Here is a 26,755-nt window from a genome sequence, read left to right on the forward strand (position 1 = left end):
GTGAACGTATGTAAAGCGTGGTATTTTCCATAAAAATTTAAAAATGAAATACGGAAATCTTCTCATAGAAAAAAGGGAATACGTGCTGCTAAAACGGTACATGAACCTTTCGGGATATCACAAGGACCACACCCTGCGCAAATCGGTCAAAACCTTATTGGGGGAACTGGACTCCGCACAGATATGCGACGATGCCGATATGCCAAAAGATGTCATTCGGTTCAACAGCACCAGCACTATCGTTTCGAAAAACGGATGGCATAAAAAATTCAGGTTGGTCTTACCCACGGCTAGCGATGTGAAAAACGATAAGATATCCATTCTTACGCCAATGGGGGCGGCCGTTATGGGGTATGCCGAGGGGGATACGATAACTTGGGAATTCCCGAGCGGCGAACAGCAGCTGACGATTGAAAAGGTAGAACAAGAGAACTTACACATCAACGCAAATATGGTATTATGAGCGCTACAAAATTATTTTATGGCCATGAGCCCGACAGTAAGATCATGGTGAAAAAAGATAGGGCCGAGGTCATTAACTGGGCCGATGATCTGGAACGTTTATATCGACCATCTCAAAAAATATAGGAACATTAAATCGAACATTCTGTCAAAAATTCTCCAATTTGTCACAAGGTGAAAATGGAACTAAGAGAAAGAATAGAACATAGAAAACACGAAAACCTCTAAAATTCAATGTCATGGGAAAAAAGTTGTTATTGCCTACCGATTTTTCAAAAAACTCTTGGAATGCCATAGTCTACGCCCTAAAACTACATGCCGAACAGGATTGTGATTTCTACATTCTGAATACATACGTTAAAGATTCCCATGGCCTGAACAATATAAACCGCTTGGATCCCGACGAGGCGTTCAACAAACTATCCGAAAATCGTTCAAAAGAAGGCCTGGGCGATATTTTGAACCGGCTTACTTTCGCCAAAGAAAATCCGAACCATCGGTTTCATGTGCTCTCACGCTCCTCTGTATTTATTGATGCGGTCAAAAATATCGTAGAAAATATGCAGATCGATATGATTATTCTGGGCGCCAAGGGAATGAAACATAGGCAAGAGGGCAAATATGGAAAAAATACTTTGGCCGTAATCGAAAACGTGCGAAAATGTCCCGTTCTGATGGTACCCAAAAACGCAATTTTTAACCGGCCGGAAGAAATTGTGCTGGCAACAAATTTCAATACCGATTTCAGGACTTCAGAAGTCAAATATTTAGCGGAGATCGCAAAAATGACGGGGGCCAGTATACAGGTGCTTAGCTTAGCGGATAACGGTACACTTACATCGCAACAAAAAAATAACAAGATACGTTTACAAAAATACTTTAAGGCCGTAGACCTTAGTTTCAACGTGCTGCACGATGTTAATATGTCCGCCGCGTTGAGTTGTTTCGTCGAGATACGACATAGCAATATGGTCAGTTATATCGACGAGAAACCATCCTTTTGGGAAAAATTGGGTTTCGGTACCCCTTCCTTGGGCAAGTTGGGTTATTTTAAGGATGTTCCGGTACTGGCGCTACATGGGTGAAGGGATTGTTAAACTTTTGACAACTTTTTGATAGCGCACAATGTACCCCGTTGTGTTGCATACGGCGTTTAGCTAATGGTTTTGTTCGAATTTCTTTCGTTTGTGTTCATCGATTTTTAGCATCGACCGATAATCGATATCGCTAAGTGTGCTACCGACAAAAGAACATAATGTACAAATGTGAGATTGAATGGAGAGGCTTACACTTTGCCCGGGCTTCCGGCCCCCAACCCCATATATAATTTCAATGCGGCAATGGCGATAAGCAGCATCAGCGAATACGTCCAATTTCCCGTAAGGTCAAAAATACTCCCGAAAATAATGGGTCCGGTAGCCGCTACGATATAGCCTACCGATTGCGCCATCCCGAAAATTCGGCCTCAAAGCCCCTACTCTGCGGTATGGCGGGAAGCCAAGCCAGCACCACGTAGAATACCATGGATTGCAGCCCCATGAAAAGAGCGATCTTCCATGCCAGACCGGACCGGCCCAAAGACTTCATTGCCTTCAAAAAACTGCGTTTCTCCTCCGCTTTTTTTAAACGGGGCAATTGCGGCAGCCACACGAAAAACGCGATCAAGGCCAATAGGGCCCAAACCACCAGGGAGACCTGACAACCCAATCCATAGGTATTGGGCCAAGGGAACGCTGATGCCCGCCGCTAAGGAGGCGCCCAAGGCCATTACGCTCGAATAGAGGCTCGTTACAAACCCTGAATTCGAGGAAAAATTCCGTTTCGTTAGACCCGGCAACAAAACATTGCCAAACGCGATAGCAATGCCGAAAAGAAGTGTTCCGAAATAAAGCATGACTGTCCCGCCCGCCGAACGAATACCGATACCGGCGGCCAGTAATAGCATCGCCCCGGCCAAGGTGCCGCCAATGCCAAAACGGCCCGTGAACAACGGGGTCAAGGTAGAAACGACTCCAAAAGCGATCAATGGCAAGGTGGTCAACAGACCGAGCATCGAATTTGAAAGTCCCGTAGCTTGCCGAATGTCATTTACCAAGGGGCCTACGGCGGCCAGAGCCGGGCGTAAATTAATGGCAATACACAAAATACCGGCCAGCAGCAAAATGTTGGCCGGACTGAAAATTTTTGATTTTGAAGATGAAGGGATATTGGACATTCGCTATGGAAAAATAGATGCAAAACAAACAGCGAAAGTAAGCAAAGCAGCGTAGCCGTCGTACTTTACTTTGAGTATTTTCTCCCCTTATCCCACCACACATAAACTCCAAAAGCGAGCAAGCTCGCCAAAGATCCCCACAGCAATCCCGTTTTCAGACTTTCCGTACTTTTTCCCATGATGGCAATAAAAAGAGTAAGCGGCGCTATACCCACCAATGTGGCACCGATGAATTTCCAGTAGCCCATGCGCAGCAGTCCACCGACAAAGCTGATGGCATCGTTGGATAAAAAAGGATTGATTCGGGTTACGATAATGGCCCAGAAGCCATAATCATCTAAAAATTTCTCTACTTTTTTCTCCGATTTTTGGCCGATGACCCGCGTGACAATGGCATCCCCAAAATAGCTACCGATAAGATATCCGACCGAAGATGCGGCAAAGACGGAAGCGAAGACGATCGTACTACCCCAGACCGGACCGTAGGCCAAAACTGCCACGACCATCAATAGAATGGTAGGTATGACTAAAAGAAACATCTGAACGATCATGGCAAGAATCAACAACACCGGGCCGAACCACCCGAAACCGCCGACCCATGATTGTATCCGTTCCTCATCGTCGCTGGTCAATACGTTCCAAGCCTCGTTGATAAAGGTCTCGACTTGCGGAACTAAAAAATAAGCGACAAGGAGAGCTGCTATCAATCCTATCGAAATGAACAAGGGAGCCTTGCTTTTTTTGACGGAGCTTTTTTTGACGGAAGAGTTCCCGTTTCTTGATGTGCCCATTCCTATTCCTTCAGTTTAAGCTGGGTAATCGTACCATTGCCTCCCTTTTTCGCTTCACTGGCGATGTACAAACTTCCCTCGTTGTCGAACGTAATGCCTTCGGGTTGAGGAAACATTTTCTTATCGAGACCGTATGCGTTTTTGACATTTCCGTCGGCATCCAAAATAAGCAGTTTAGGCTTGGAACCTTCTAGCATGTAGATTTCTTTGGTCTTCGGATGGATAGCCAAGTCGGACGGCCGGAAGGTTTTAGCTAGGTCGTTTTCCCTGAACCTTTTTAAGGCCTTATCGCCCATATCCAATTTGAAGAGCGGCTCGCTCTCTATTTTCTTGGTTTCCAAAGAAAACCCATACACGCCCTTGTACCTATCGGAACCTAAATCCATATCCTTCGGACTTATCAAAAGACTATTTCTTTCGACATCCAGTTCTAAGGCCTCTACGTTGTTTTTACCCGAAAATGGGGTTCGGTAGGTGTTTACCGTTCTATCGGCATTCTCGAAATTCTTGATCTCGATTATAGTGCCGTCGCTTCGCAGTACGTAGGCATCCGCTTTGTTAACGGCAAGCCCTTCGTAATCGCCCTTGTCTCCGAACGCTATTTCCCTGTCAACCTTCTTTTCGTTCAGGTCGTAGATGAAAATAATACCATCCTCGTCTTGCACGGCAGCTATTTTACCATTTTCCAAATAGACAATACCTGAGATTTCATCGAGCTCGGATGGAAGATTCCAACGTTGGGATACGGTAAACGAAAGCCCGCCCTGATTTCTTTCGGGCGCCATATCGGTAAATAGTACGATTATCAAAATAAATCCAAGGCCAAGGCCCAATATTGTCCATAATTTCATTTTGTTCATCGGTATTTTGTTTACGCTACGCTAGTATTCTGCTAAAGTCAGCTATGAATCTGTAAAGAATTTGGAATTTGAAAATTAGGGTGTACATTTAAGGGCTATGCATCGGAAACCGGATTTCGAAAACATGCCTATAGTCAAAATAGTAATTCATCTGCAGGTTATATCTATCACAAACGGCCTTTGCAATGGCAAGGCCCAAACCCGTGGAACGCATGTCGGAACCGATGTTCTTAAATCTCTTGAAGAGCTGGTCGCCATCAAGTCCGGTCTCGGTGCCGAAGTTCTGTACCACGATACGATCAACCGAGATTTCAATAGCTACGCTTTTACCAGCGGTACCATGAATGACGGCGTTTTTGATGAGGTTGGATATCAATACCGTGGCCAGGTCACGATTCATTGGATATTGCAAAATAGCTGCCCGAATTAGTTGGATAGCGATGTCGCGATGTGCTGAAAAATCCTCGAAATCGGACACAACTCTTTTTGAAAGTGCGCCAAAATCTATGAGTTCCTCATTCACATATTGGCTGTTGTCGATTTTGGAAAGCAACAGCAGCGATTTGTTCAATCGGGTCAAACGCCCAAGGGTATCAAGTATCGCGCCCACCTCTTGTGACTGGTCTTCTTTCATTTCGTTCTTTTCGAGCAGCAACTCGAGCTTGTTAATGCAGATGGCCAAAGGGGTCTGCAATTCGTGGGCCGCATTTTCAATAAATTCCTTTTGAGCGACATAGCTTTGTTTTGATTTCTCGGTCAACCTTTCGACGCTTTGATTGAGCAATTCAAATTCATTGATGGTGGTCGGCCCGGTCTTTATGGGTTCGTCACGTTCGATACGGAAATCTTTCAACTTACCGATAAGATCGTAAAAGGGCTTCCATACCCTTTTAAGAACAAGATTGTTGAGCAGCACGATACTCGCGATCAGCACAAGATACAGCCCTAGTAAGTAGATGACGAGATTCTCGATCTGATCGTCTTCCTCGACCATTGACGTAATCAAGTTAATTTTATAATGTGAACCGTTGCGCTCAAAAGAGCTCTCCAAAATACGAACAGGCTCATATTCCCCTTCGTTCTGCATATACATCAGGGTGTCGCGATAGCTGTCTTTGACATAGGCCCGTTTTGGTGTTTTTTTTATCGTATAATTATTGACCCCGAAATCGGTATCGCTCAGCAGCGTACTATCGTTTTGGGTCGCTTGAACAATCAGTTCCTTTTGGTTTTCTAGGCCATCGTCTAAACTATCATATATCTCATCGAGCATGGCAAAATAAAAAATGACCGCCCATACTGTAATCAGCACGATAAGTAGAAGTGCGAAATATTTGGTGGTATGGTTAAGGAGTTTCAAGGAGGTGAGATGTTAGATGTTAGATGTTAGATGTTAGATGTTAGAAAATTACTTTTTTGATTCTGAACTCGATACTTTAACTTGAACTTTCTAGCGTTGTAGCCCTTGGACTGCGCTCAGGATGACATTTACCCCCCTTAAACGACCACTAACTTATAACCTACTCCATAAACGGCCTCGATTTCGACAGTCGCTTGGGCATCATCCAATTTTTTTCGTAGGTTTTTGATCTGTGAATAGATAAAATCGAAAGTGTCGGATTGATCGATATGGTCGCCCCAAACGTGTTCTGCCAAAGCGGTCTTGGTAACCAATCTTGTTTTATTGGTCACGAGATACATAAGAATATCAAATTCCTTTCGGTTCAGAACAAGGTCCTTTGCGGAAATTTGAATACTTCTATTTTCGGGGGATATACTCATATTGCCCACTTCGATCTGGGTCGAACCTTGAAAATTCCGCCGGCGCAGCACCGCTTTTACCCGTGCATTGAGTTCGGCCATGTGAAAGGGTTTGGGCAGGTAATCGTCCGCACCAAGATCAAGGCCCTTTATACGGTCGTCAAGCGAATCTTTGGCCGAGACGATGATGACCCCGTCTTCCTTGCCCAATTTTTTGAGTTGCTTTAGCAGTTCCAATCCGTTTCCATCGGGCAAGGTAATGTCCAACAGCACGCAATCGTAATCATAAACCCCAATTTTAGCGCTGGCCGTTCTGAAGTCCGATGCCGCTTCCACTTTATAATGCTCGCGCTCCAAGGTCTGGCGCATATTGTCCAACATCTGGGGCTCGTCTTCGATAATCAGGATTTTCATGGGGCTTCCTATTTATAGCAACAATATAACGGAAATCTAGAAAGAAATGGTAACCCGTCGCCATCGGTTTTACTTTTAGAACGTGAACGTGAGCGAAGTACCCGCTGATATGCGAACGTCGTTTGAACAGACCTACCCCAATGCAGAAGATGTAGAATGGGAAATGGAAGGCGAGAGTTATAAAGTGGAGTTCGAAATCGATCGTGAAGACCACGAAATCTGGTACGCCTCAGATGGCAACACCGCGAAAATGGAAAAGGAAATTTCGGACAGCGATCTGCCCCAGGCCATTCATTCCGCCATTTCCTATACTTATGAAGGATATACTATCGATGGCATCGATATGATCGAAGAAAATGGTGTCGCTACTTACGAAGTAGAACTTGAAAAAAGTGGGGACGATGATAAAAAGGTACTTTTTGATACCGATGGAAAAGTATTGAACGAAATGAACGACTAGATTTTTCATTTTCTTTTCAGTCCTTTACTCTTGAAAACTCTAGTCAACCTACTGTTTGTTGGATACTTTCTGTGTTTTGTCATATTATTGAAAATCAGCGCAATGACAAATAATATCAGCGTACCGGACAAAACAGGTGAAAGGACATACAAATAGCCCAAAGATTTTATTTTTTCGGTTCCAATAACCGCAATAAGGGCCGTTGCCCCGCCTGGGGGATGTAATGTTTTAGTAAACTGCATCACAATAATCGAAGTAGCTACTGCAAGCGGTGCGGTAATCCAAATGATGTCGGGGAAAAATTTAAAAATCGATACACCGATAATTGCCGAAACTATTTGTCCGCCTATAAAATTACGCGGTTGAGCAAACGGACTTTGTATTGATCCAAAAATGAGCACACTTGCCGCGCCAAATGAACCAGTTAGAAGTATGTTTTCCAACTCAGGCAAATAGGAAGATTGAATCAGGGCTATTAGTCCAATTCCAAATAATGCTCCTGTAAAAGACCAGAACTGTTCCTTAAAATCTATAAGTGTCTCCTTGTAGATTACATATTTTGAAATTCTTGCATTCCTTTTGATTCTTTGGCCGATTCTTTTCCTTTTTTGCTTTCCTGTAGCGTCCACTTATAATTCCAATTAAGTTTACTTTCAAGGGGCAAAAATATCGGTTTAATTATATTAATGGGACTGGAGGAATAGAAATCTCTGCTTTCTTAGTAATTGCACAGCCTATTTTTAAGAAACGCTCTACCAGCACCAGATTTGAAAAACATCTCTCTTGCTCTTGACTCGGGTCTGGTAACCAACTCTTCCCGATCAATAAGTTTCCATGGCCTGAAACCTTTGGTAGACCTGTTCTGTGTAAGCGAAAATAAAAATGGGTCTTGCAGAGCAAGACCCTTTGTGACCGCGGAGGGATTCAAACCCCCAACCCTCAGAGCCGAAATCTGATGCGCTATTCAGTTGCGCCACGCGGCCATTTATGTTTGTAGTCAGTGACAATGGCAGTTGGCAGTAAAACAAATTAACCGTTTTAACCAATGACCAATCGCTCTATAGATCGATCTTCAAGATAATTTCCTTTTCACGATGGTCGAAATTGTCTTTCCATCAGCTTGGCCTGCCAATTTCTTGGAGACCATCCCCATTACCTTGCCCATATCCTGCATTCCAGACGCGCCCGTGGCGTCGATGGTCTGCACGACTACTTTTTCGATGTCTTCCTCAGAAAGCTGTGCGGGCAAAAACTGCTCGATAACGGCAACTTGCGCCAGTTCGGGCCCGGCGAGATCGTCTCTGCCCTGCTCCTTGAAAATTGCCGCACTATCCTTTCTTTGTTTGACCAGTTTTTGGACTAGTTTCACTTCGTCTTCTTCCGTCATTTCAGCACCCGAACCTGTCTCGGTCCGTGCCAACAACAAAGCGGACTTAATGGCACGCAAAGATTCCATGGCAACTTTATCCTTGGCCTTCATAGCGACCTTCAATTGTTCCATTACTTCCTGCTGTAAGCTCATTACCAAACTATTTTTCGGACTGCGAATATAGAGAATATCCCCTTATATCAAATGCAAAAAACCCGAAAAAATTAGATTTTTCCGGGTTAGGGTTTGAGTTAGTAAAGTGTTAGGGGTAAAACGGTTAATCTACGTTATCGTGTAAGAACGAATTGTTCGAACGCAACTGTATCTCATCGTTGCTATCTTCGCCAAGCGTGGTGCGCGAAACCTTGATATCTTGCATTGGGCCTGTGCTCAAATCAATACCCTGTCTCTTGTAGGCAGGCTCCTTTTCGATTTCATCGATACTGCTTACGCTGTTCTGGAACTTATAATTGAAATCTTTCAATTTTCTACGTCGCTCGTCGGCGCGCTCCTTCAATAATGCGTCAATGGGGCTGTCCATGGGATTAACGGCACTAAACGATTCCTGTTTTGGCTCGCTGGTATTGGCGACGGGTCTCTGTTCGGGAAGCTTAGCTTCAACGACCGGTTTTCTTTCGATCTGCATTTCTTCTTCGACTACTTCCGGTTTGTTTTGGAAAGATTTCGGTTTTGCGCCGGTCAGTTTATTTTCCAAGTCCATATAGTCATCCAGACTGTATCGAGTCTCGCCTTTTTTATTGTACTCGAGCACTGTGATGACTTCTACCGGATTTTTCACCTCGATATCCTTTACATCATCGTCAAGGCTGAAGGTGATGACGTTATCTTGTTCCTCCTCTTCCTTATCTTCTTGGGTCCCGGCCAAGGGCATATCGAAACTCATGGCCATCTGCTCTTCCTTCAAGCGCTCGTAGGCCACGGTCACGGGATCGACCACTACCATGTCGTGCAAGGCATCTTTGGAATCTATGATTATAAAATCATCATCGCTATCGCTTATTTGGGCGACTTCTTCGACTATCTCTTCATAGAATACATTGAAGTTCTTGATATAGTTCGAGGTAGGCACCAGATCCATACCGGGCTCTTCGACATCATCGACCAAAGTATGCTTGATAACCTTCGGTCTTACATTTTCGGGTTCCGCCAACGTATGTACGATGTTCTTTCTTTCCGAAAGGTCGCGATGGGCCTTTTGCTCGTCTTCAAGGGTATGGATAATTTTTTTCGCCTCGGTATTGACGATTTCATTCTGCTGATCTACGTCAAAGCCCGTGGCGATTACGGTTACCGCAATAGCTTCTCCCAAATCCTCATCCTCGCCGACACCCATTATAATATTTGCACCATGACCGGCTTCAACTTGTATGTAGTCGTTGATTTCGCCGATCTCGTCGATTGTAATTTCCTGTCCGCCCGACACGATCAGCAATAATACATTCTTGGCCCCGGTTATCTTATTATCGTTCAAGAGCGGGGAATCCAAGGCTTTGGTGATGGCCTCACTGGCGCGCATGGAGCCGGTGGCCGTGGCGGAGCCCATTATGGCGGTACCACTGTTGGACAATACCGTCTTGGCATCGCGAAGGTCTATATTCTGTGTGTAGTGGTGCGTAATTACCTCTGCGATGCCTCTTGCGGCTGTAGAGAGCACTTCATCAGCTTTTGAAAAACCGGCCTTGAAACCTAAGTTTCCATAGACTTCCCGAAGCTTGTTGTTATTGATGACGATCAATGAATCTACGTTTGCACGTAGTTTTTCGATACCGATACGGGCCTGTTCGCAGCGCATTTTGCCCTCGAACTCAAAGGGCATGGTTACGATGCCCACGGTAAGCACATCAAGTTCCTTAGCTTGTTTGGCGATAACGGGAGCCGCACCGGTACCCGTTCCACCGCCCATACCGGCGGTGATAAAGATCATTTTGGTGGTACGGGCGAGCATCTGTTTGATCTCTTCCATACTCTCCAAAGCGGCCTGTTCCCCTACTTCCGGATTGGCACCAGCCCCCAATCCCTCGGTCAGTGAAACGCCAAGTTGTATCTTGTTCGGTACGGGGCTGTTGTTCAGTGCTTGGGAATCGGTGTTGCAGATGACAAAATCCACCCCGTTGATGCCCGACTGAAACATGTGGTTAATGGCATTGCTGCCCCCACCGCCTACGCCGATTACTTTTATTACGTTACTTTGATTTTTGGGGAGATCAAAGGCTATTCCGTCAAATTCCATGTTGTTCATAGTATTTTTTATTACTGGTTAATTTTATAATGTAACTCTATTCCGCATTATCCAAAAAATCCTTCAGCTTTTCGGACCATTTGTCGAAAACGGATAATCTTTCCTTTTTGCGCTTGCCCTGATGGGCCATTTCTTCCTCTTCTTCATGCCCGGCCATGACCAACGCCTCCTCCGGCTTTTCCGCTTCTTGGTTTTCGGCCTTCTTGACCTTACTTCCGTTGGAAACGGCGTTCATCAATAGGCCGACGGCGGTCGCGTAAAGCGGACTGGCAATTTCGGCATCGGAATCTCCCGCCAAATGTTCGTTGGGGTAGCCAATTCGGGTATCCATTCCCGTAATATATTCCACCAATTGCTTTAAGTGTTTCAATTGGCTTCCACCACCGGTCAATACGATACCGGCGATCAGTTTCTTTTTCTGTTCTTCGTGTCCGTAAGTCTTGATTTCGGTATACACCTGTTCGACAATCTCCACAACGCGTGCATGGATGATCTTCGAGAGGTTTTTAAGCGTGATTTCCTTAGGTTCCCTGCCCCGCAGACCGGGAATGGAAACGATTTCATTATCCTTATTTTCGCCAGGCCATGCCGATCCGAATTTTATTTTCAGCAGTTCGGCCTGTTTTTCGATGATGGAACATCCTTCTTTAATATCCTCCGTAATCACACCCCCACCGAACGGTATCACCGCAGTATGACGGATAATGCCATCCTTAAAAATGGCCAGATCTGTCGTTCCACCACCTATATCGATCAAGGCTACACCGGCTTCCTTTTCTTCCTTGCTCAAAACGGCATCCGAAGATGCTAGAGGCTCCAACGTAATGTTGCCCAGTTCCAAACCGGCACTCTTGATGCAGCGACCCACGTTTTTGATAGAGGACACCTGACCCACGACCACATGAAAATTAGCTTCCAAACGACCGCCATACATACCTATGGGCTCTTTGATCTCTGCCTGTCCGTCTACCTTGTATTCCTGCGGAAGCACGTGTATGATTTCCTCGCCGGGAAGCATCACTAGTTTGTACACCTGATTGCAGAGCTTATCAAGATCTTCTTCGTTGATCACCTCTTCGGAATCGGCCCGGGTAATATAGTCGCTATGGTGCAGGCTGCGGATATGCTGGCCCGCGATACCCACCACGACGGACCCGATCTCAAGACCAGAGTTGTCCTCCGCCTGCTCTACCGCCTGTTGAATCGATTTAATGGTCTGGGTGATATTGTTCACCACACCCCGGTGCACTCCCAAACTTTTGGACTGCCCGATGCCCAGCACCTCGATTTTGCCGTACTCGTTCTCCTTGCCGATAATGGCCACGATCTTGGTCGTTCCTATATCCAATCCTACCGAATAATTACCTATTTTCATACCTTAAATTTTGGTGCACACTACTTGATTGTTAAACTCCAGGCTTACGATATCATAGTTATCCAAGGTATCGTCTTTATCGGCCTTGGCGTAAAATGCCTTGAACTTGTTGAACTTTTCCCGTAAATTCTCGACGCCTCCCAGGTTCACCGTGAACTGCTCGGTGCGAAAACGCAGCTGATACCTTCCTTCGGCCATGACGTGAATCCCTATCACATTTTTCCGAAGAAATTCATCGGCATTGATGTAGTTCAAAATTTCATAGGCATCTTCAAGACTTTCGCCCGTAATCTTACCTGTGATAATGGGTACGCGCGCCGAGTGGCTCGATGACAACGGCATGCGCTTTCCGTCTTCGTCGAGATAGAATTTCGATTCCCCCTCTACACGTCCGATGGGCTTGCGCTGAACGATTTTCGACGCAAGTTTGCCGTTAACGGAAAGAAAGACTTGGGCATATTTTACCATTTTATTGGCCTCAATGGTTTTTTCGATAGTGTTCAAAGCTAATTTTTCTTTGGGCACATTTTCAAGGCTACCGAATTTTTGTATCAACAATTTATTAACCGCTCCCTGGGTGAGGTATACATTCTGGTCACCGACGAATTCGATGTCGATTCCGTCTACGATCTTATGTTCGCTTCTATCGTTCGAAAAGGCGTAAAGACCTGTAATTACTGCCCCTAAGACCATTATTTTTATATAGTTCCACTTATTCTGCATGTTCAAGTTCTTCTGTTAATTTTTGTATTTCAAGCCCGATGTCGCCGGCACCCAGGGTGACCAGTATTTCGGGATTTTGCTTTTTTATCTCCTTTATTAATTTGGATTTCCCGATTACTTTTTTCTTCGGACGGTCTATCTTTTCCAACAGCCATTCAGAGGTGATGCCTGCCATCGGTTTTTCCCTCGCGGGATAGATATCCAGTAAAAGGATGCTATCGAATTGCGATAGGCTTTTAGCGAAGTCATCGGCAAAATCCCTCGTCCTGGAGTATAGATGCGGTTGAAAGACGACCAATATTTCTTTCCCGGGATGCATTTCGGATATCGCCTCATAGACCGCATTGATTTCCGTAGGATGATGGGCATAGTCATCGATAAAAATGAAAGTATCCCGTTTGATTTTGTAGGAAAACCGTCGTTGTACGCCTTTGAAGGTTTCCAAAGCTTCGGCCAAATCCTTAGCTGGCTTCCCGGTCTGCGTTGCCATGGCGAATGCTACCAATCCGTTGAGCAGGTTATGCCTTCCGGGCTTGTTGAATTTAACTTCGGATAGTCTTGTTTCTGGCGTTACCAAATCAAAAATATAACTGCCGTCTTCGATTCGGATGTTTTCAAGGCAATAATCCGATCCGTCTTCGATGCCGTAGGTGATACCATTTAGCGGAAGTCCCTTTCTTACGAATAGTTTACCTCCGGGTTTTATCCGTTCCGTAAATTCCTTGAAGGACTTTTTCAGCTCACTTTCGTCCCCATAGATATCCAAATGGTCGGCATCCATGGAGGTCACGCAGGCCACATCGGGAAATAACCGCAAAAAGGAGCGGTCGAACTCATCGGCCTCGACTATGGAGTATTCCGTACCCTCAAAGACGAAATTACTGTTGAAATCTTCGGATATACCTCCTAAAAATGCGGTAAACGGCGTATCGGTTTCCTTTAACAAATGGGCCAAAATACAGGATGTGGTCGTTTTTCCATGTGTGCCGGCGACCGCAAAGCAGAAAGTATCCCTTGTAATCAGGCCTAGTACTTCCGAGCGTTTTTTCAATTCGAAATCCCGGTTCAAAAAATATTGGTATTCGGAATGTTCCGCTGGAACTGCCGGGGTATACACAACCAAGGTGTTAGTCGTGTCGTAAAATTCTTCTGGAACCAGATGTATGTCGTCTTCGTAATGAACGTCTATACCCAAATCTTTCAGTTCTCGGGTCAGCGGTGTTTCGGTCTTATCGTACCCAGCTACGCTTTTCCCTATAAACCTGAAATAACGTGCTAAGGCGGACATACCGATGCCTCCGATGCCGATGAAATAGACGTTAATTAGGGTTTTTAGGTTCATGTGTCAAGCTTAAAAGGTTATGAATTATGAATTATGTAATTTTTAAATGATTTCATTTGCAAATAGTTAAATTTCTTTTACTTCCAACCGCAATTGCCTACCGCTACTGTTCATTTATTAACCAATTTCAAAATTTCGTCCACGATATCACTTGTGGCGTTGGGCAGGGCCAGCTTTTTGATGTTGGCGGCTAATGCCTTTTGTTTGTCCTTGTTTTTATGTAAATCCGTAAAGATCGTTTCAAACTGCCCTTCCAAATCCGTCTCCTTGATTATTAGGGCGGCGTTTTCAGCTACCAACGCCTGCGCATTTTTGGTCTGGTGATCCTCTGCAACGTTTGGCGAGGGAATGAAGAGTACGGGTTTTCCTACGATGCACAATTCGGAAACCGAGCCTGCCCCTGCCCTTGAAATAATAGTATCCGCAGCACTATAGGCATAATCCATCCTATTTACAAAATCGAGGACCTTTACCGTTTCGGAGGCGTATTTTTTATATTCTCCGATGTATAATTTGCCACATTGCCAAATCAACTGGATATCCAGTTTTTTGAACAAGTCCAAATTTTTGGCGATCAATTGGTTGATGCGCCTTGCGCCGAGGCTGCCCCCTAAAATCAGCAAGGTGGATTTTTGGGTATCCAACCCGAAGTGATAGAGGGCCTCGGACTTATCCTTAAAATTTTCTACCAGATCCCCACGAACGGGGTTTCCGGTCTTTACGATTTTATCCGCAGGAAAAAACCTGTCCATAGTATCATAGGCCACACAGATTTTGTCGACCTTATCCTTTAATAATTTGTTGGTAATTCCGGCATAGGAATTTTGCTCTTGCAGCACGCAGGGAATGCCCCTGCCCGATGCGACCCTTAAAGTGGGCCCACTGGCAAAGCCTCCGGTACCGATTACGGCATCGGGCCTGAACTTCTTTAATATTTTTCCCGCTTTTAGCAAACTACTTATCAATTTAAAGGGAAACATCAAATTTTTCAGGGTCAGTTTCCGCTGTAACCCGGTAATCCATAATCCTTCTATTTGGTATCCCGCTTGGGGTACTTTTTCCATTTCCATACGGTCCTGCGCTCCTACGAACAAAAACTCCGCATCGGGATGCCTTCTTTTCAACTCATCGGCAATGGCTATGGCAGGATAGATATGCCCGCCGGTACCTCCACCGGATAATATGAACCTATAGTTGCCCACTCAACACGTCTAAAGGGTTGTTTTCATCGATCTTTACCTTCGACCCCGAAACTGTTCGCTCGCTATTTTTAACGCTAACACTTAGAATGATTCCGATGGCCAAACAGGTCATCCAGCTACTGGTGCCACCACTACTGATTAAGGGCAGGGTCTGACCGGTCACCGGAAACAGTTCTACCGCCACGGCCATGTTCAGCAAGGCCTGAAATACGATGGGCAATCCGACTCCCAGGGCGACCAATTTTCCGAATATTGAGGTGCTTGCGTGTGCGACTATAACGATTCTGAACAGGAACAGCAGGTAAAAGAACATCAGTGCGAAACCACCTACAAGTCCATACTCCTCCACAATGATCGCATAGATGAAATCGGACGAGCTTTGTGGAAGAAAGTTCTTCTGTATGCTTTTTCCGGCGCCCTTGCCCATAACCCCTCCCGTGGCAATGGCGATCTTGGCCCTTTCTATCTGATAGTCCGCCTCGGTGTCACGATCATCGGCGAAGCTTTCGATACGGCTCGACCAAGTATCGACACGGTTCGGGAACATCCCGGGAAATGCCTTGGCCGTCAAAATGAACAGGGTGAGTGCCAATACTCCGGTTCCGACAATCCCCAATAGGTATTTGGTGGGATATCCCCCTAAAAAACAAAGCAGCAGCACCATGGAAAAGATAATCCCGGCCGTCGAGAAGTTGGCCGGCAATATCAGGGCAATGACCAAAAAAACCGGCGTCCATAACGGTAGGATGCTTTCCTTAAAGGTGACCGTCACATCCTTTATTTTGGTCAGATAGCGCGCGACATAGATCATCAAGACCACGGCGGCCAAATTGGAGGTCTGGAACGAAATACCTACCAGCGGTACACTGATCCAACGGCTGGCATTCGCCCCTTCGATGGTGGTACCCTGCGCCAAAGTGAACCCCAAAAGCACCAGAACTATCGGCATGGCGATGATGGAAAGTCCCTTAAAGAATCGCGCCGGAATACTGTGAACGCCATAAATGATGCCAAAACCGAGTACCAATAACAGCGCGTGCTTGACCAAATAGCCGAAGGTCGTACCGTTACCGACCACGTACACCAGATTGCTACTGGCGCTGTAGATCGGCAAGAACGAGAACAGCCCCAATAGTGTTACAACGGCCCAAATGGCCTTGTCTCCTTTTATATTTTGGAATATTCCTGTCAACCTGAATTATTTAATACTGATTGTTACTAATTTAACCGCTACCATTCATTTTATAGGCGAGGGAGACGCTAAGCATTGCGTCGCTGCCGAAATGCCTATAAATTCTTGATCGCCTCCTTAAACTGGTCGCCCCGATCTTCGTAATTTTCGAACAGGTCAAAACTGGCGCATGCTGGCGATAACAATACGGTGTCACCGCGTTCTGCAATTTTATAGGCCACCTTGACGGCCTCGGACATGGCGTAGGTCTCGACCAGCAGATCTACTACGTTTCCAAAAACGTCTTTGATCGTTTCATTGTCCATACCCAAGCATACGATGGCTTTTACCTTTTCGCGTACCATGCTCATCAATGGCTTATAGTCGTTGCCCTTATCCTCGCCGCCTACGATCCAAACTATCGGGGTCTTTATGCTATCCAAGGCATAAAAGACGGAGTTGACATTGGTCGCCTTTGAATCGTTGATGTATTGTACATGGTGTATTTTCAACACCTTTTCCAAGCGATGGGGAGCGCCCTCGAACCTTTCGATACTTTCGTGAAGGCTCTTTTTTCGAATGCCTACCAATTTTGCGGCGGTCATGCCCGCCATAGTGTTCTTTAGGTTGTGTTTTCCTTCCAGTGTCAGTGCTTCAGTCGTCATTTCTAGTGTCTCGTTTTTGGTTTGTATTCGTATGTTGTTGTTTAGTAGATCCGCTCCTTCCCCCACCGCTCGCTCGATGGAAAAGGGAAGCAATTTTGATTTGATCGGATGTGCCTTGAGCCAATCTACGATGACCGGATCATCGGCATCGTAAATAAGAAAATCGTCTTCGGTCTGGTTTTCGGCGATACGGAACTTCGAGGCGATATAGTTCTCGAACTTATAATCGTACCTGTCCAGATGGTCCGGAGTAATGTTCGTCAAAATGGCGATATGCGGTCTGAAATCCGTTATCCCGTCCAACTGAAAACTGCTGATTTCCAAAACGTAGTAATCAGGGTCGTTTTCGGCCACCATTTTGGCGAAACTATCGCCGATGTTACCGGCCATTCCCACTTTCAATCCGCCATGCTTTAGCAAATGGTGCGTGAGCATTGTCGTCGTGGTCTTACCATTGCTTCCCGTGATGCCGATAATCGTGGCATCGGTGTACCGCGATGCGAACTCGATTTCGGAGATTACGGGAATCCCCTTTTCCCGTAAGGCCTTTACCAGGGGAACGGAATCGGGTATACCGGGACTCTTCATCACCAGATCGGCATTCAGGATCTTCGCTTCCGTATGTTTTTCAGCTTCCCAATCCATATTAAAATGTTCAAGAACTTCTCTGTACCTATCCTTAATCCTTCCACGGTCGGAAACGAATACATCATATCCCTTTTGTTTTCCGAGGATGGCCGTGCCGATGCCGCTTTCTCCCGCACCTAAAATCACGAGCCTTCTGCCGTTCGCTTGCAACCCATCCTTAGAGAAATCGTTCCTCCCTTTATTCTTATCCTTCTTCATCCCAACTTTACCTTTGTATCTTACCTCACTTTCAGCGTCACCACGGTAATAATGGCCAAGAATATCCCTACGATCCAAAAACGGGTAACAATCTTACTTTCGTGATAGCCCTTCACCTGATAATGATGGTGCAACGGCGACATGAGAAAAATACGTTTGCCCTCACCGAACTTTCGGCGGGTATATTTGAAGTAGCCCACTTGAAAAATGACGGAAAGCGATTCGGCGAAAAAAATGCCGCAAAGCACGGGAATCAAGAGCTCCTTTCGAATAATGATTGCAATTACAGCGATAATCCCGCCAATGGTCAAACTGCCCGTGTCGCCCATAAAGACCTGTGCGGGAAAGGTATTGTACCACAGAAAGCCTACAAGGGCACCCACAAAGGCCGTTATGAAGACCACTAGCTCGCCGGAGTTCGGAATGTACATGACATCCAAATAGTCCGAAAAAATGACATTACCGGAAACAAATGCGAAAATACCCAGCGTAAATACGATAATGGCCGAAGTGCCGGCCGCGAGCCCGTCAATACCATCGGTCAGGTTCGCCCCGTTCGAGACAGCGGTGACAATCAATATGACAATGGGAATGAATATCAACCAGGCATATTTTTTTGCGTTCTCGCCTGCCCAACCGATAAATTCGGCATAATCAAGCTCGTTGTTCTTGAGCAGCGGTACCGTCGTTCGCGTCGATTTAATTTCAATGCCCTCGACCTTCTGTATCTCATTTTGTTCGGTAATTATGGTCGTACCCTCTTCTTTCATAGTAACCTCTGGATGAAAATAGAGCGTGGCCCCGACCGCGAGACCCAATACGATCTGGCCCATTATCTTGAACCTGCCCTTGAGACCCTGTTTGTTTTTTTTGAATATTTTGATGTAGTCGTCCGCAAAACCGATAAGGCCCATCCAAATGGTAGTTATAATCAGCAAGATGATATAAACATTGTCCAACCACCGTGCGAAAAGCAATACGGGAATCAATGTGGCCATGATAATGATCAACCCGCCCATGGTCGGGGTACCGGCCTTTTGTTTTTGGCCGTCAAGCCCCAGGTCACGAATGCTTTCGCCGATCTGTTTTTTTTGCAGGAATACAATAATGCGCTTACCGTATGCCGTAGCTATCAACAATGAAAACAGAATGGCCATGGCCGCACGGAACGTGGTGAACTGAAACAGGCTCGCCCCGGGCAACTGGTATTCTTTTTCCAAATATTCGAAGAGATAATACAGCATCTGAAGGTATTGGTTGTTTATTACTAATTATTTTGCCTTTGGATTCACTTTCGAACCTCGTACTTTCTTCATTATAAGGGTCTACTTCTATCCATGGAGTACTGGCTGAAAATTTCATGGCCCTGCGCCCTCATTTGTTCAAATCCTTCAAGAGCTCCTTTACTATCTTAAAATCATCAAAATCAACACGGGTCCCGTTAGTCTCCTGATAGGTTTCATGGCCTTTGCCGGCTACCAAGATGATGTCGTTGGCGACTGCCAATTGGCAGGCGGTCTTGATGGCCTGTTTCCGATTTTCTATCGACAGGATTTTCTTTACATTCTGCGGCTCTACCCCTGCTTCCATGGCTTCAATGATTGCGGTGGGGGATTCCGTTCTCGGATTGTCCGAGGTAAAAATCGCCTTGTTGCTCATCTCGGAGGCGATATGCCCCATAACGGGACGCTTCGTGGTATCCCTATCGCCGCCACAGCCCACTACGGTGATAACATTTTCATTTCCGGTCCTTAAACTTCCAATGGTTTCCAGCACGTTCTTTAGCGCATCGGGGGTATGGGCATAATCGACAATAGCCGTTATTTTTTTGTCGGATATAAAATATTGAAAGCGCCCGTCGACCGTTTCGAGTTCGCTCAAAAGGCGCAGGATTTCTAATTGTTCCAGCCCTAAAAGATCGGCGGTGGCATATATGGCCAAAAGGTTGTAGGCGTTGAAATTACCGATCAATCTAGACCAAAGTTCATGGCCGTTGATCTTCAACAATTGCCCGCTGAATTGGTTTTCCAGAACCTTTCCGCGATAGTCTGCGTAGGTTCGTAGCGCATAGGTATATGGTTTGGCCTTGGTGTTCTGCAACATTACCGGACCGTTCTTATCGTCGATATTGGTCAGGGCGAACGCCTTTTTGGGCAATTCGTCGAACAATATTTTTTTAGTGTCCCTGTAGTCGGCGAAGGTCTTATGATAGTCGAGATGGTCGTGCGAAAGATTCGTGAAAATCGCGCCGGCAAAGACCAGTCCCTTGGTTCTTTTCTGATGGATGCCGTGCGAGCTGACTTCCATAAAACAAAATTCCACCCCGGCTCCGTTCATCAACGAAAGATGTTGGTTGATGGTCAGCGCATCGGGGGTGGTATGGGTGGTTTTGTATTCGGTTTCATCGACCAAAATTTTTATAGTGGATAATAGGCCCACTTTGTATCCCGCTTTTTTGAACAGTTGGTATAGCAAGCTGCTAACGGTCGTCTTTCCGTTGGTGCCCGTTACCCCTACCAGCTTTAAATTTTTGGAGGGAATGTCATAGAAATTGGATGCCATCACGGCCAAGGCGGTATTACCATCCTTGACCGTGACGTAGGTCACCCCGTTGACGATCTGTTCCGGAAGCGTTTCGCAGACTATGGCCTTGGCTCCGGTATCGATCGCTTTTGCGATATACCGATGGCCATCAGTAAGGGTACCTTTTATGGCAACGAACACATCGTCCATGCCCACTTTTCTGGAATCGAAACAAACGGCGTTCACCAAAATATCGGTCGAACCGTTTACCGCGGATAGGGCTACTCCATATAATATGTCCTTTAATAGCTTCACGATAGTTCGAGGGTTATACTCTGTACGTTTTTGATGTCGGTTCCGTGTGCAATGGATTGTTTTTTTACTTTTCCGTTGCCTTTTACCTCGACTTGAATTCCCAGGTTTTCTAATATGGATATAGCGTCCATACCGCTCATTCCCTGTACGTTGGGTACTTTGTTGTACTCTTTCTGCACCTCGGCATAGTATTTTTGATAGGATGTTTCCAACGCTTCAATCTTCATCTTGTCCATATCGACCTCATCGATCAAAGGGGAAGTGGCATATACCTTTTGGGCGATGGACTTAAATACCGGTCCGGATACATCGGCGCCGTAATAGCCCACGCTTTTATCCGGCTCATGGATGACAACGATACAGGAATACTTAGGGGCATCCGCAGGAAAATAACCGGCGAACGTTGAAATATATTTTAGCTTGTCAGGATCTTGCGATGCATAATTCTTTTGTGCCGTACCTGTTTTACCGGCCATCGAAAAATTGGGGGAATACAGTTTATGGCCCGTACCGTGTTCGTCTTCCACCACCTTTTTTAGCAGGTCTTGCGCAATGGCAGCGGTTTCCTTGGAACAGATGGAGGCACTGATCACTTCCTTATCGAATTTTTCGATGGTTTGGTCCCACTCCCTAACTTCCTTAATAAGTCTAGGCTTGACCATTTCACCATCGTTGGCAATGGCATTGTAAAAGGTCAGTGTTTGCAAGGGGGTAAGGGACACCTCATATCCGTAGGACATCCAAGCCAACGAAATTCCGGACCAGCCTTTATCCCCTGGAAAACGTATCACCGGCTGTCCTTCCCCTTTGATTGGCAGATCTAGTTGTCGGTGCAGGTTCATTTTCATCAAACGGTTGACGTATTTTTCAGGGTCATCCTTATAATTATTGTGCACCATTTTCGCAAAAGCGGTATTCGAAGACACTTCAAAGGCCCTGGCCAAAGAAATCTTACCATACCCGCCCCATTTCGAATCCTTCACGGTCCGATCATAAATACGCCAGCGTCCCTTTTCGGTGTCGATAACGGTGCTGGTATCGACGACCTTATCTTCAAGTGCAGCCACCAGAGACATCAATTTGAATGTGGAACCCGGCTCATGCGACTCGCCGATGGCATAATTCAGACGTTCGTAATACGTACCGTCTTTGGTCTGGCCCAAGTTGGAGATGGCCTTTACCTCCCCGGTCCCTGTTTCCATGACGATGACACAACCGTGGTCGGCCTTGTACTTTTCGAGCTGGCCCAATAGGGCGTGATGTGCGATATCCTGTATATTGATATCGATAGTGGAAACCAGATCGTAACCATCCTTTGGCTCCACGATGTTATCCCATCCGATAGGTTTCCATTGGCCCTTGGCGATTTTTTGTTTTAGGCGTTTCCCTTCAATCCCCCTTAAATAAGGACCAAATGCCCTTTCAAGGCCTACGCCGGAATAGTAGCCGTTGTCATCAACGTTTTCATAGCCCACGCTACGTTCGGCAATCTTTCCCAAGGGATGTTCGCGCACCGTTTTTTGCTCGATGATCAGTCCGCCTTTATAAGGCCCTTTGTTGAAAAGCGGAAAATCCTTTACGGCCATATACTCCGAATAATCAAGGTTTCTTGCGATCAGCGCATACCGGTTCTTATTGGCCTTCGCCTTGCGCAACACCTGTTGGTAATGGGAAGAAGAACTGCCCAACATATCCGAAAGGGCGTCCGACAAGGGCACGATATACTTTTTAAAATCCGCATCACTGACCGTAACCGCATCAAAGCGGATGGTGTATCGCGATACCGAAGTAGCCAAAAGGCTGCCATCATCGGAATAGAGGTTACCGCGGTTCGGGGCAATCGTGAACATCTTCTCGGTGCGCTTCATGGCCAAGTCTTTGTACTTGTCCCCTTGTACCACCTGTATGTTCACCAATTTGAACAGTACGGCAAAGGCGAACAAAAACATGAATGCCGTTACGACATACAATCGGGTCATAATATTTTTATCATTAGTAGGCATTATTCTCTGATTTGGGGGTTTAGATCGGTTTGGGATTTTGAATTGGTTTGGGATTTTACTTTTATCTGTTTCGGCGGTACCTCCGATGGGTACAGGCCATTTCTTTCTACGATATGCATTACCGTTGATTCCAGCTTTAACTGCTGCATGTCACTACGTACATCGACGAACTCGCTGCGCAACTCTTTTACTTCTTCGTTCAAGGCGGCAATCTGATGGACTTTCTTATCGGCACTGTGCGAACTACCGATCATTACGGTCGCCAAAAAGGATGTGAATATGATAAACAACCAGTTTTTGGGCGCGTCACCGCTGATGAGGAATGTTCCTTTTAGTATGTTTAGTAGTCCGGTTTTCATTAATTATTCCTATTTTCAAATCCTTTCCGCAATCCGCAATTTGGCACTGCGGGCCCTATTGTTTTGGGCGATTTCCTCTTTCGAGGGCACTATCAGTCCCCCTACTTTTTTAAAGGGAACGTCGATGTTCCCGTAAAAATCCTTTTCCGGCTCACCTTCGAATCGGCCGGCGCGGATGTAGCGCTTGACCAATCGGTCTTCCAAGGAATGGTAGCTGATGATACTTAATCTTCCTCCGGCATCCAGCAAATCCGGCGTCTGCAAAAAGAATTCCTTTATAACGGATATCTCCTGATTTACCTCGATGCGGATGGCCTGATAGATCTGCGCCAGTATTTTATGTTCCCTTCCTTTGGGCAAAAATTGTTGCAATACTTCTTTTAAATGCTTCGTGGTCTTTATCGGGGATTGCTCCCGTTGGGTTAAGATCACTTTGGCCATGGCGTTCGCATTTCGCAGATCGCCGTATTGAAAAAGTACCCTTCGCAATTCGTCATAATCATATGTATTGACCACTTCGTAAGCCGATAGCGCGTTGCGTTTGCTCATTCGCATATCGAGACTGGACGCGAACCGGGTCGAAAATCCGCGTTCGGCGGTATCGAACTGATGCGACGAGACCCCGAAATCGGCCAAAATACCGTCCACTTTCCGAATGCCATAGAACTTTAAAAACTGCGTGACGAACCTGAAATTCTCGTTGATCAACATAAACCTTTCGTCATCCATAGTATTCTCAAGGGCATCCTCATCTTGATCGAAAGCGAACAATTTGCCTTCGCCGCCCAAGCGTTTCAATATTTCTTGGGAGTGTCCGCCGCCGCCAAAGGTGACATCCACATAAACCCCGTCCTTTTTAATATTAAGTCCATCAACGGACTCGCGCAAAACCACTGGATTATGATACATCGCCATCATCTCCGTCATCACCCATTACCTCTTCCGCCAGGGCGGCAAAATCCTCTGCCGTATCGGCCAACACCTTTTCATAGCTATCCTTGTCCCAAATCTCCACGATATTGATTGCGGAAGTCAAAACGACCTCTTTGTCGATATTGGCAATCTCCACCAAGTTCTTCGGGATTAATAACCTGCCCGTAGCATCGATTTCTACCGTTTTGACTCCCGCCGAAAAACTGCGGATGAAATTGGCGTTCTTTGCCTTGAACCGGTTTTTCTTTTTCATCTTCTGCATCAGCTGGTTCCACTCCTCCATCGGATAGAGCTCCAGACACGGCTGAAAAACCGATCTTTTGATGACAAAACCCTGGTTCAAGATTGGGGACATCTGATTTTTTAGGGCAACTGGCAGCATTACCCTACCTTTGGAGTCAGCCTTACAATCGTATGTTCCAATGAAATTGATCACGTAGTTGTTGTTGATGTGTAAAACCTATTTTTTCAGGTGCAATAGCCAAACCAATCCGCGTTTTACAGTACTATAACTCAAAAATACAATTTTTATTACCACATTTTACCACAAATTACCACATTGTTAATAAATAGTGGGATTTTGAGGGTTGTTTTATGTTGATCAACTGAAAAACGGGAACCGATTTTTTGGATGGAGTATACATTCGATGATAATAAGGTACTCCCGTATTACTTTGAATTGCCTATATTTGACGCAACCACCAGAACCATTTTGAATGGAAGAGAAAATTATCACGGAAGGGAAATATCGGTATATCGAAAAAGGGGAAGGCACACCCATGATTATACTGCACGGCCTAATGGGCGGTCTAAGCAACTTTCATGGGGTTACCGACCATTTTCCGAAAAACGGCTACAAAATATTGCTGCCCGAACTGCCGATCTACGGTATGCCTATGTTAAAGACTACCGTAAAACAGTTCGCCAAGTTCGTGGAGGGTTTTATCGAAGACAAAGGTTTGAAGGATGTAATTCTACTGGGAAATTCGTTGGGCGGACATATTGGGCTACTACACACCAAAATGTATCCCAAAAAAGTCAAGGCCTTGGTAATTACGGGAAGTTCGGGACTCTATGAGAGTGCTATGGGTGATGGATACCCCAGACGCGGGGATTACGATTTCATCCAAAAGAAGGCTGAAAATGTCTTTTATGACCCCAAGGTAGCCACCAAGGAAATCGTCGACGAGGTGTTCGCCACCGTGAACGACCGTAACAAAATTTTAAAGACCCTGGCTATCGCCAAAAGTGCCATTCGACATAATATGGCGGACGATCTGCCATCGATGCACACCCCGACCTGTATTATTTGGGGGAAAAACGATAATGTAACCCCACCTGACGTGGCCGAGCTTTTCAATGAACTGTTGCCCGATTCCGAGCTTTTCTGGATCGATAAATGCGGGCATGCGCCCATGATGGAGCATCCTAACGAGTTTAACTCTATTTTGGATGCCTGGTTGGAGAAGCGCGGGTTTTGAACTTGAACTTTTTCATCCTATGCAAATAAAATCCGCCAATTTTATAATTAGCAACACCGACGTGGCCAAATGTCCCAACGAGCTGCTACCTGAATATGCGTTTATCGGCCGATCCAACGTCGGCAAATCTTCTTTGATCAACATGCTGACCGAGCGAAAAAGTTTGGCCAAGATATCCGGTCGGCCCGGAAAGACGCAATTGATCAACCATTTCAAGATCAATGGGAATTGGTTCTTGGTCGATTTGCCGGGATATGGATATGCACGGGTTTCCAAAAAAAGCAAAAAAACCTTCCAAAAATACATCACCGACTATTTCGCAAAACGCGAACAATTGGTCTGCGCCTTCGTTTTGGTGGACATTCGCCACGAGCCGCAAAAAATCGATTTGGAGTTTATGGAATGGCTGGGGGGAAACGCCATTCCCTTTTGCATTATCTTCACCAAGGCCGACAAATTAAAGCCGAAGGCCCTTGAACGGCATGTGAAGGCCTATCTCGAACAATTACTATCCGGTGTTTGGGAAGATGCTCCACAATATTTTGTCACCTCTTCCTCGAAGGGTGTCGGGCGGGATAACGTTTTGAATTTTATCGAGAATGTTAATGCAGATTTTTTTAAGCAAAATCCATAAATATATTAACTTTACATATGCCAAAGCTATATGAGTACTTCGGATTGATTGTCCTGTTTTATTCCAATGAGCACCGGCCGTTACATGTGCATGGAAGTATCAAGATCAGGAAAGTAAAGCAGAGATATTATTCCGAGAAGGAAAGTTTTGGAAGGTTAGAATTATGGATGTCAATGGCAAGAAGCCCTTAGATTCTAAAAACAAGAAAAGACTAAAAAAACTAGCAGAAATCTATAGGGACGATATTGTAAGTAAATGGGTGGACTTCTTCGTTTATAATAGAAAAGTCGAAACTGAAAAAATAACAAAAAAAATAGACTAGCATGGTAATTTCAATCGACAAAGCCGAGTATAGAGGGGATTATAAAATTGAACTTTACTTTTCCGACGGTGCAACTAATTTGGTAGATTTTGAGAGTTTTCTTTCGAAATCAATGAATCCTATGACTATTAAATATTTGGATAAAAACGAGTTTTCTAAATTTCAAATTGAGTACGGAGACTTAATGTGGAACGACTTTGAAATGTGCTTCCCTATCTGGGATTTACACGAGGGGAAAATTTGAGTTACTTGCGAGGTACACGCTTCTT

At 45.5% G+C, this 26,755-nt stretch carries 28 protein-coding genes and 1 tRNA gene; 7 read left to right on the plus strand and 22 right to left on the minus strand.

Annotated elements, in window-relative coordinates:
- Nucleotides 1–43 precede the first annotated feature (43 nt).
- The 3 genes from ACEW8S_RS09410 (at nt 44) to ACEW8S_RS09420 (ending at nt 1,547) form a co-directional block, all read left to right on the plus strand.
- Nucleotides 44–463 (plus strand): GreA/GreB family elongation factor, encoded by a 420-nt coding sequence (locus ACEW8S_RS09410; RefSeq protein WP_373517895.1) that lies wholly within the window; start codon nt 44–46, stop codon nt 461–463.
- Nucleotides 460–588, plus strand: a complete 129-nt coding sequence (locus ACEW8S_RS09415; RefSeq protein WP_373517896.1) for a hypothetical protein — start codon at nt 460–462, stop codon at nt 586–588. Before ACEW8S_RS09410 ends, ACEW8S_RS09415 begins: the two co-directional genes overlap by 4 nt.
- A gap of 113 nt (nt 589–701) precedes the next feature.
- Nucleotides 702–1,547, plus strand: coding sequence for a universal stress protein (locus ACEW8S_RS09420; protein WP_373517897.1), 846 nt, complete (start codon nt 702–704; stop codon nt 1,545–1,547).
- Nucleotides 1,548–1,747: 200 nt separating this feature from the next.
- Here ACEW8S_RS09420 and ACEW8S_RS09425 read toward each other — a convergent pair whose 3' ends face one another.
- The 6 genes from ACEW8S_RS09425 to ACEW8S_RS09450 form a co-directional block, all read right to left on the minus strand.
- The gene (locus tag ACEW8S_RS09425; RefSeq protein ID WP_373517898.1) at nt 1,748–1,912 is read right to left on the minus strand and encodes a hypothetical protein; all 165 of its coding nucleotides are present in this window, start codon (nt 1,910–1,912) and stop codon (nt 1,748–1,750) included.
- 24 nt (nt 1,913–1,936) lie between these two features.
- Nucleotides 1,937–2,677, minus strand: coding sequence for a hypothetical protein (locus ACEW8S_RS09430; RefSeq protein WP_373517899.1), 741 nt, complete (start codon nt 2,675–2,677; stop codon nt 1,937–1,939).
- Between the two features lie 65 nt (nt 2,678–2,742).
- Nucleotides 2,743–3,468, minus strand: a complete 726-nt coding sequence (locus tag ACEW8S_RS09435) for a TVP38/TMEM64 family protein (RefSeq protein ID WP_373517900.1) — start codon at nt 3,466–3,468, stop codon at nt 2,743–2,745.
- Between the two features lie 2 nt (nt 3,469–3,470).
- Nucleotides 3,471–4,328: an SdiA-regulated domain-containing protein gene (locus ACEW8S_RS09440; RefSeq protein WP_373517901.1), complete on the minus strand. Its 858-nt coding sequence runs from the start codon at nt 4,326–4,328 to the stop codon at nt 3,471–3,473.
- Nucleotides 4,329–4,416: 88 nt separating this feature from the next.
- Nucleotides 4,417–5,688, minus strand: coding sequence for a sensor histidine kinase (locus tag ACEW8S_RS09445; RefSeq protein WP_373517902.1), 1,272 nt, complete (start codon nt 5,686–5,688; stop codon nt 4,417–4,419).
- 137 nt (nt 5,689–5,825) lie between these two features.
- The gene (locus ACEW8S_RS09450; RefSeq protein ID WP_373517903.1) at nt 5,826–6,503 is read right to left on the minus strand and encodes a response regulator transcription factor; all 678 of its coding nucleotides are present in this window, start codon (nt 6,501–6,503) and stop codon (nt 5,826–5,828) included.
- A gap of 88 nt (nt 6,504–6,591) precedes the next feature.
- Between ACEW8S_RS09450 and ACEW8S_RS09455 the strand changes: the two genes are divergently transcribed.
- The gene (locus ACEW8S_RS09455) at nt 6,592–6,963 is read left to right on the plus strand and encodes a PepSY-like domain-containing protein (protein ID WP_373517904.1); all 372 of its coding nucleotides are present in this window, start codon (nt 6,592–6,594) and stop codon (nt 6,961–6,963) included.
- A gap of 5 nt (nt 6,964–6,968) precedes the next feature.
- Here the strand turns inward: ACEW8S_RS09455 and ACEW8S_RS09460 are convergent, their stop codons facing one another.
- The 16 genes from ACEW8S_RS09460 to mraZ all read right to left on the minus strand — a co-directional run bounded on the left by ACEW8S_RS09460 (nt 6,969) and on the right by mraZ (nt 24,485).
- Nucleotides 6,969–7,592: an HPP family protein gene (locus ACEW8S_RS09460; RefSeq protein ID WP_373517905.1), complete on the minus strand. Its 624-nt coding sequence runs from the start codon at nt 7,590–7,592 to the stop codon at nt 6,969–6,971.
- Between the two features lie 280 nt (nt 7,593–7,872).
- A tRNA-Arg gene (locus ACEW8S_RS09465) sits at nt 7,873–7,946 on the minus strand.
- 89 nt (nt 7,947–8,035) lie between these two features.
- Nucleotides 8,036–8,485 (minus strand): GatB/YqeY domain-containing protein, encoded by a 450-nt coding sequence (locus ACEW8S_RS09470; RefSeq protein ID WP_373517906.1) that lies wholly within the window; start codon nt 8,483–8,485, stop codon nt 8,036–8,038.
- Between the two features lie 124 nt (nt 8,486–8,609).
- Nucleotides 8,610–10,592, minus strand: a complete 1,983-nt coding sequence (gene ftsZ / locus ACEW8S_RS09475; protein ID WP_373517907.1) for a cell division protein FtsZ — start codon at nt 10,590–10,592, stop codon at nt 8,610–8,612.
- Between the two features lie 37 nt (nt 10,593–10,629).
- Nucleotides 10,630–11,967: a cell division protein FtsA gene (ftsA, locus tag ACEW8S_RS09480; RefSeq protein ID WP_373517908.1), complete on the minus strand. Its 1,338-nt coding sequence runs from the start codon at nt 11,965–11,967 to the stop codon at nt 10,630–10,632.
- A gap of 3 nt (nt 11,968–11,970) precedes the next feature.
- Nucleotides 11,971–12,690 (minus strand): cell division protein FtsQ/DivIB, encoded by a 720-nt coding sequence (locus ACEW8S_RS09485; protein ID WP_373517909.1) that lies wholly within the window; start codon nt 12,688–12,690, stop codon nt 11,971–11,973.
- Nucleotides 12,680–14,032 (minus strand): UDP-N-acetylmuramate--L-alanine ligase, encoded by a 1,353-nt coding sequence (gene murC, locus ACEW8S_RS09490; RefSeq protein ID WP_373517910.1) that lies wholly within the window; start codon nt 14,030–14,032, stop codon nt 12,680–12,682. Before murC ends, ACEW8S_RS09485 begins: the two co-directional genes overlap by 11 nt.
- A 110-nt stretch (nt 14,033–14,142) precedes the next feature.
- Nucleotides 14,143–15,234, minus strand: coding sequence for an undecaprenyldiphospho-muramoylpentapeptide beta-N-acetylglucosaminyltransferase (murG, locus tag ACEW8S_RS09495; RefSeq protein WP_373517911.1), 1,092 nt, complete (start codon nt 15,232–15,234; stop codon nt 14,143–14,145).
- Entirely contained in the window at nt 15,221–16,426 is a 1,206-nt protein-coding gene (locus ACEW8S_RS09500) for an FtsW/RodA/SpoVE family cell cycle protein (RefSeq protein WP_373517912.1), read from the minus strand. The genes murG and ACEW8S_RS09500 overlap by 14 nt, the downstream gene beginning before the upstream one ends.
- A 95-nt stretch (nt 16,427–16,521) precedes the next feature.
- A complete protein-coding gene (gene murD / locus ACEW8S_RS09505) occupies nt 16,522–17,916 on the minus strand; it encodes a UDP-N-acetylmuramoyl-L-alanine--D-glutamate ligase (RefSeq protein ID WP_373517913.1) in 1,395 nt (464 codons plus the stop codon).
- A gap of 20 nt (nt 17,917–17,936) precedes the next feature.
- Nucleotides 17,937–19,160, minus strand: a complete 1,224-nt coding sequence (gene mraY / locus ACEW8S_RS09510) for a phospho-N-acetylmuramoyl-pentapeptide-transferase (protein ID WP_373517914.1) — start codon at nt 19,158–19,160, stop codon at nt 17,937–17,939.
- A 130-nt stretch (nt 19,161–19,290) separates the two neighbouring features.
- Nucleotides 19,291–20,754: a UDP-N-acetylmuramoyl-L-alanyl-D-glutamate--2,6-diaminopimelate ligase gene (locus ACEW8S_RS09515; protein ID WP_373517915.1), complete on the minus strand. Its 1,464-nt coding sequence runs from the start codon at nt 20,752–20,754 to the stop codon at nt 19,291–19,293.
- Nucleotides 20,751–22,757 carry a penicillin-binding protein gene (locus ACEW8S_RS09520; RefSeq protein WP_373517916.1) on the minus strand — a complete coding sequence of 669 codons (2,007 nt, stop codon included), beginning with the start codon at nt 22,755–22,757 and terminating at the stop codon, nt 20,751–20,753. The genes ACEW8S_RS09515 and ACEW8S_RS09520 overlap by 4 nt, the downstream gene beginning before the upstream one ends.
- Entirely contained in the window at nt 22,757–23,116 is a 360-nt protein-coding gene (locus tag ACEW8S_RS09525; protein WP_373517917.1) for an FtsL-like putative cell division protein, read from the minus strand. Before ACEW8S_RS09525 ends, ACEW8S_RS09520 begins: the two co-directional genes overlap by 1 nt.
- Before the next feature lie 15 nt (nt 23,117–23,131).
- On the minus strand, nt 23,132–24,025 hold the full coding sequence (rsmH, locus tag ACEW8S_RS09530) for a 16S rRNA (cytosine(1402)-N(4))-methyltransferase RsmH (RefSeq protein WP_373517941.1): 894 nt from the start codon (nt 24,023–24,025) through the stop codon (nt 23,132–23,134).
- Entirely contained in the window at nt 24,015–24,485 is a 471-nt protein-coding gene (gene mraZ / locus ACEW8S_RS09535) for a division/cell wall cluster transcriptional repressor MraZ (RefSeq protein ID WP_373517918.1), read from the minus strand. Before mraZ ends, rsmH begins: the two co-directional genes overlap by 11 nt.
- Nucleotides 24,486–24,765: 280 nt before the next feature.
- Here mraZ and ACEW8S_RS09540 point away from each other — a divergent pair, with 280 nt between their 5' ends.
- From ACEW8S_RS09540 to ACEW8S_RS09550, 3 genes are all read left to right on the plus strand, one after another.
- Complete coding sequence (locus ACEW8S_RS09540; protein ID WP_373517919.1) at nt 24,766–25,530, plus strand: alpha/beta fold hydrolase; 765 nt, start codon at nt 24,766–24,768, stop codon at nt 25,528–25,530.
- A 19-nt stretch (nt 25,531–25,549) separates the two neighbouring features.
- Nucleotides 25,550–26,164, plus strand: coding sequence for a ribosome biogenesis GTP-binding protein YihA/YsxC (gene yihA / locus ACEW8S_RS09545; RefSeq protein WP_373517920.1), 615 nt, complete (start codon nt 25,550–25,552; stop codon nt 26,162–26,164).
- 323 nt (nt 26,165–26,487) lie between these two features.
- Complete coding sequence (locus ACEW8S_RS09550; protein WP_373517921.1) at nt 26,488–26,730, plus strand: DUF2442 domain-containing protein; 243 nt, start codon at nt 26,488–26,490, stop codon at nt 26,728–26,730.
- Nucleotides 26,731–26,755: the final 25 nt, after the last annotated feature.

Origin of the sequence: Pricia sp., assembly GCF_041745955.1 — a bacterium.
GTDB lineage: Bacteria > Bacteroidota > Bacteroidia > Flavobacteriales > Flavobacteriaceae > Pricia.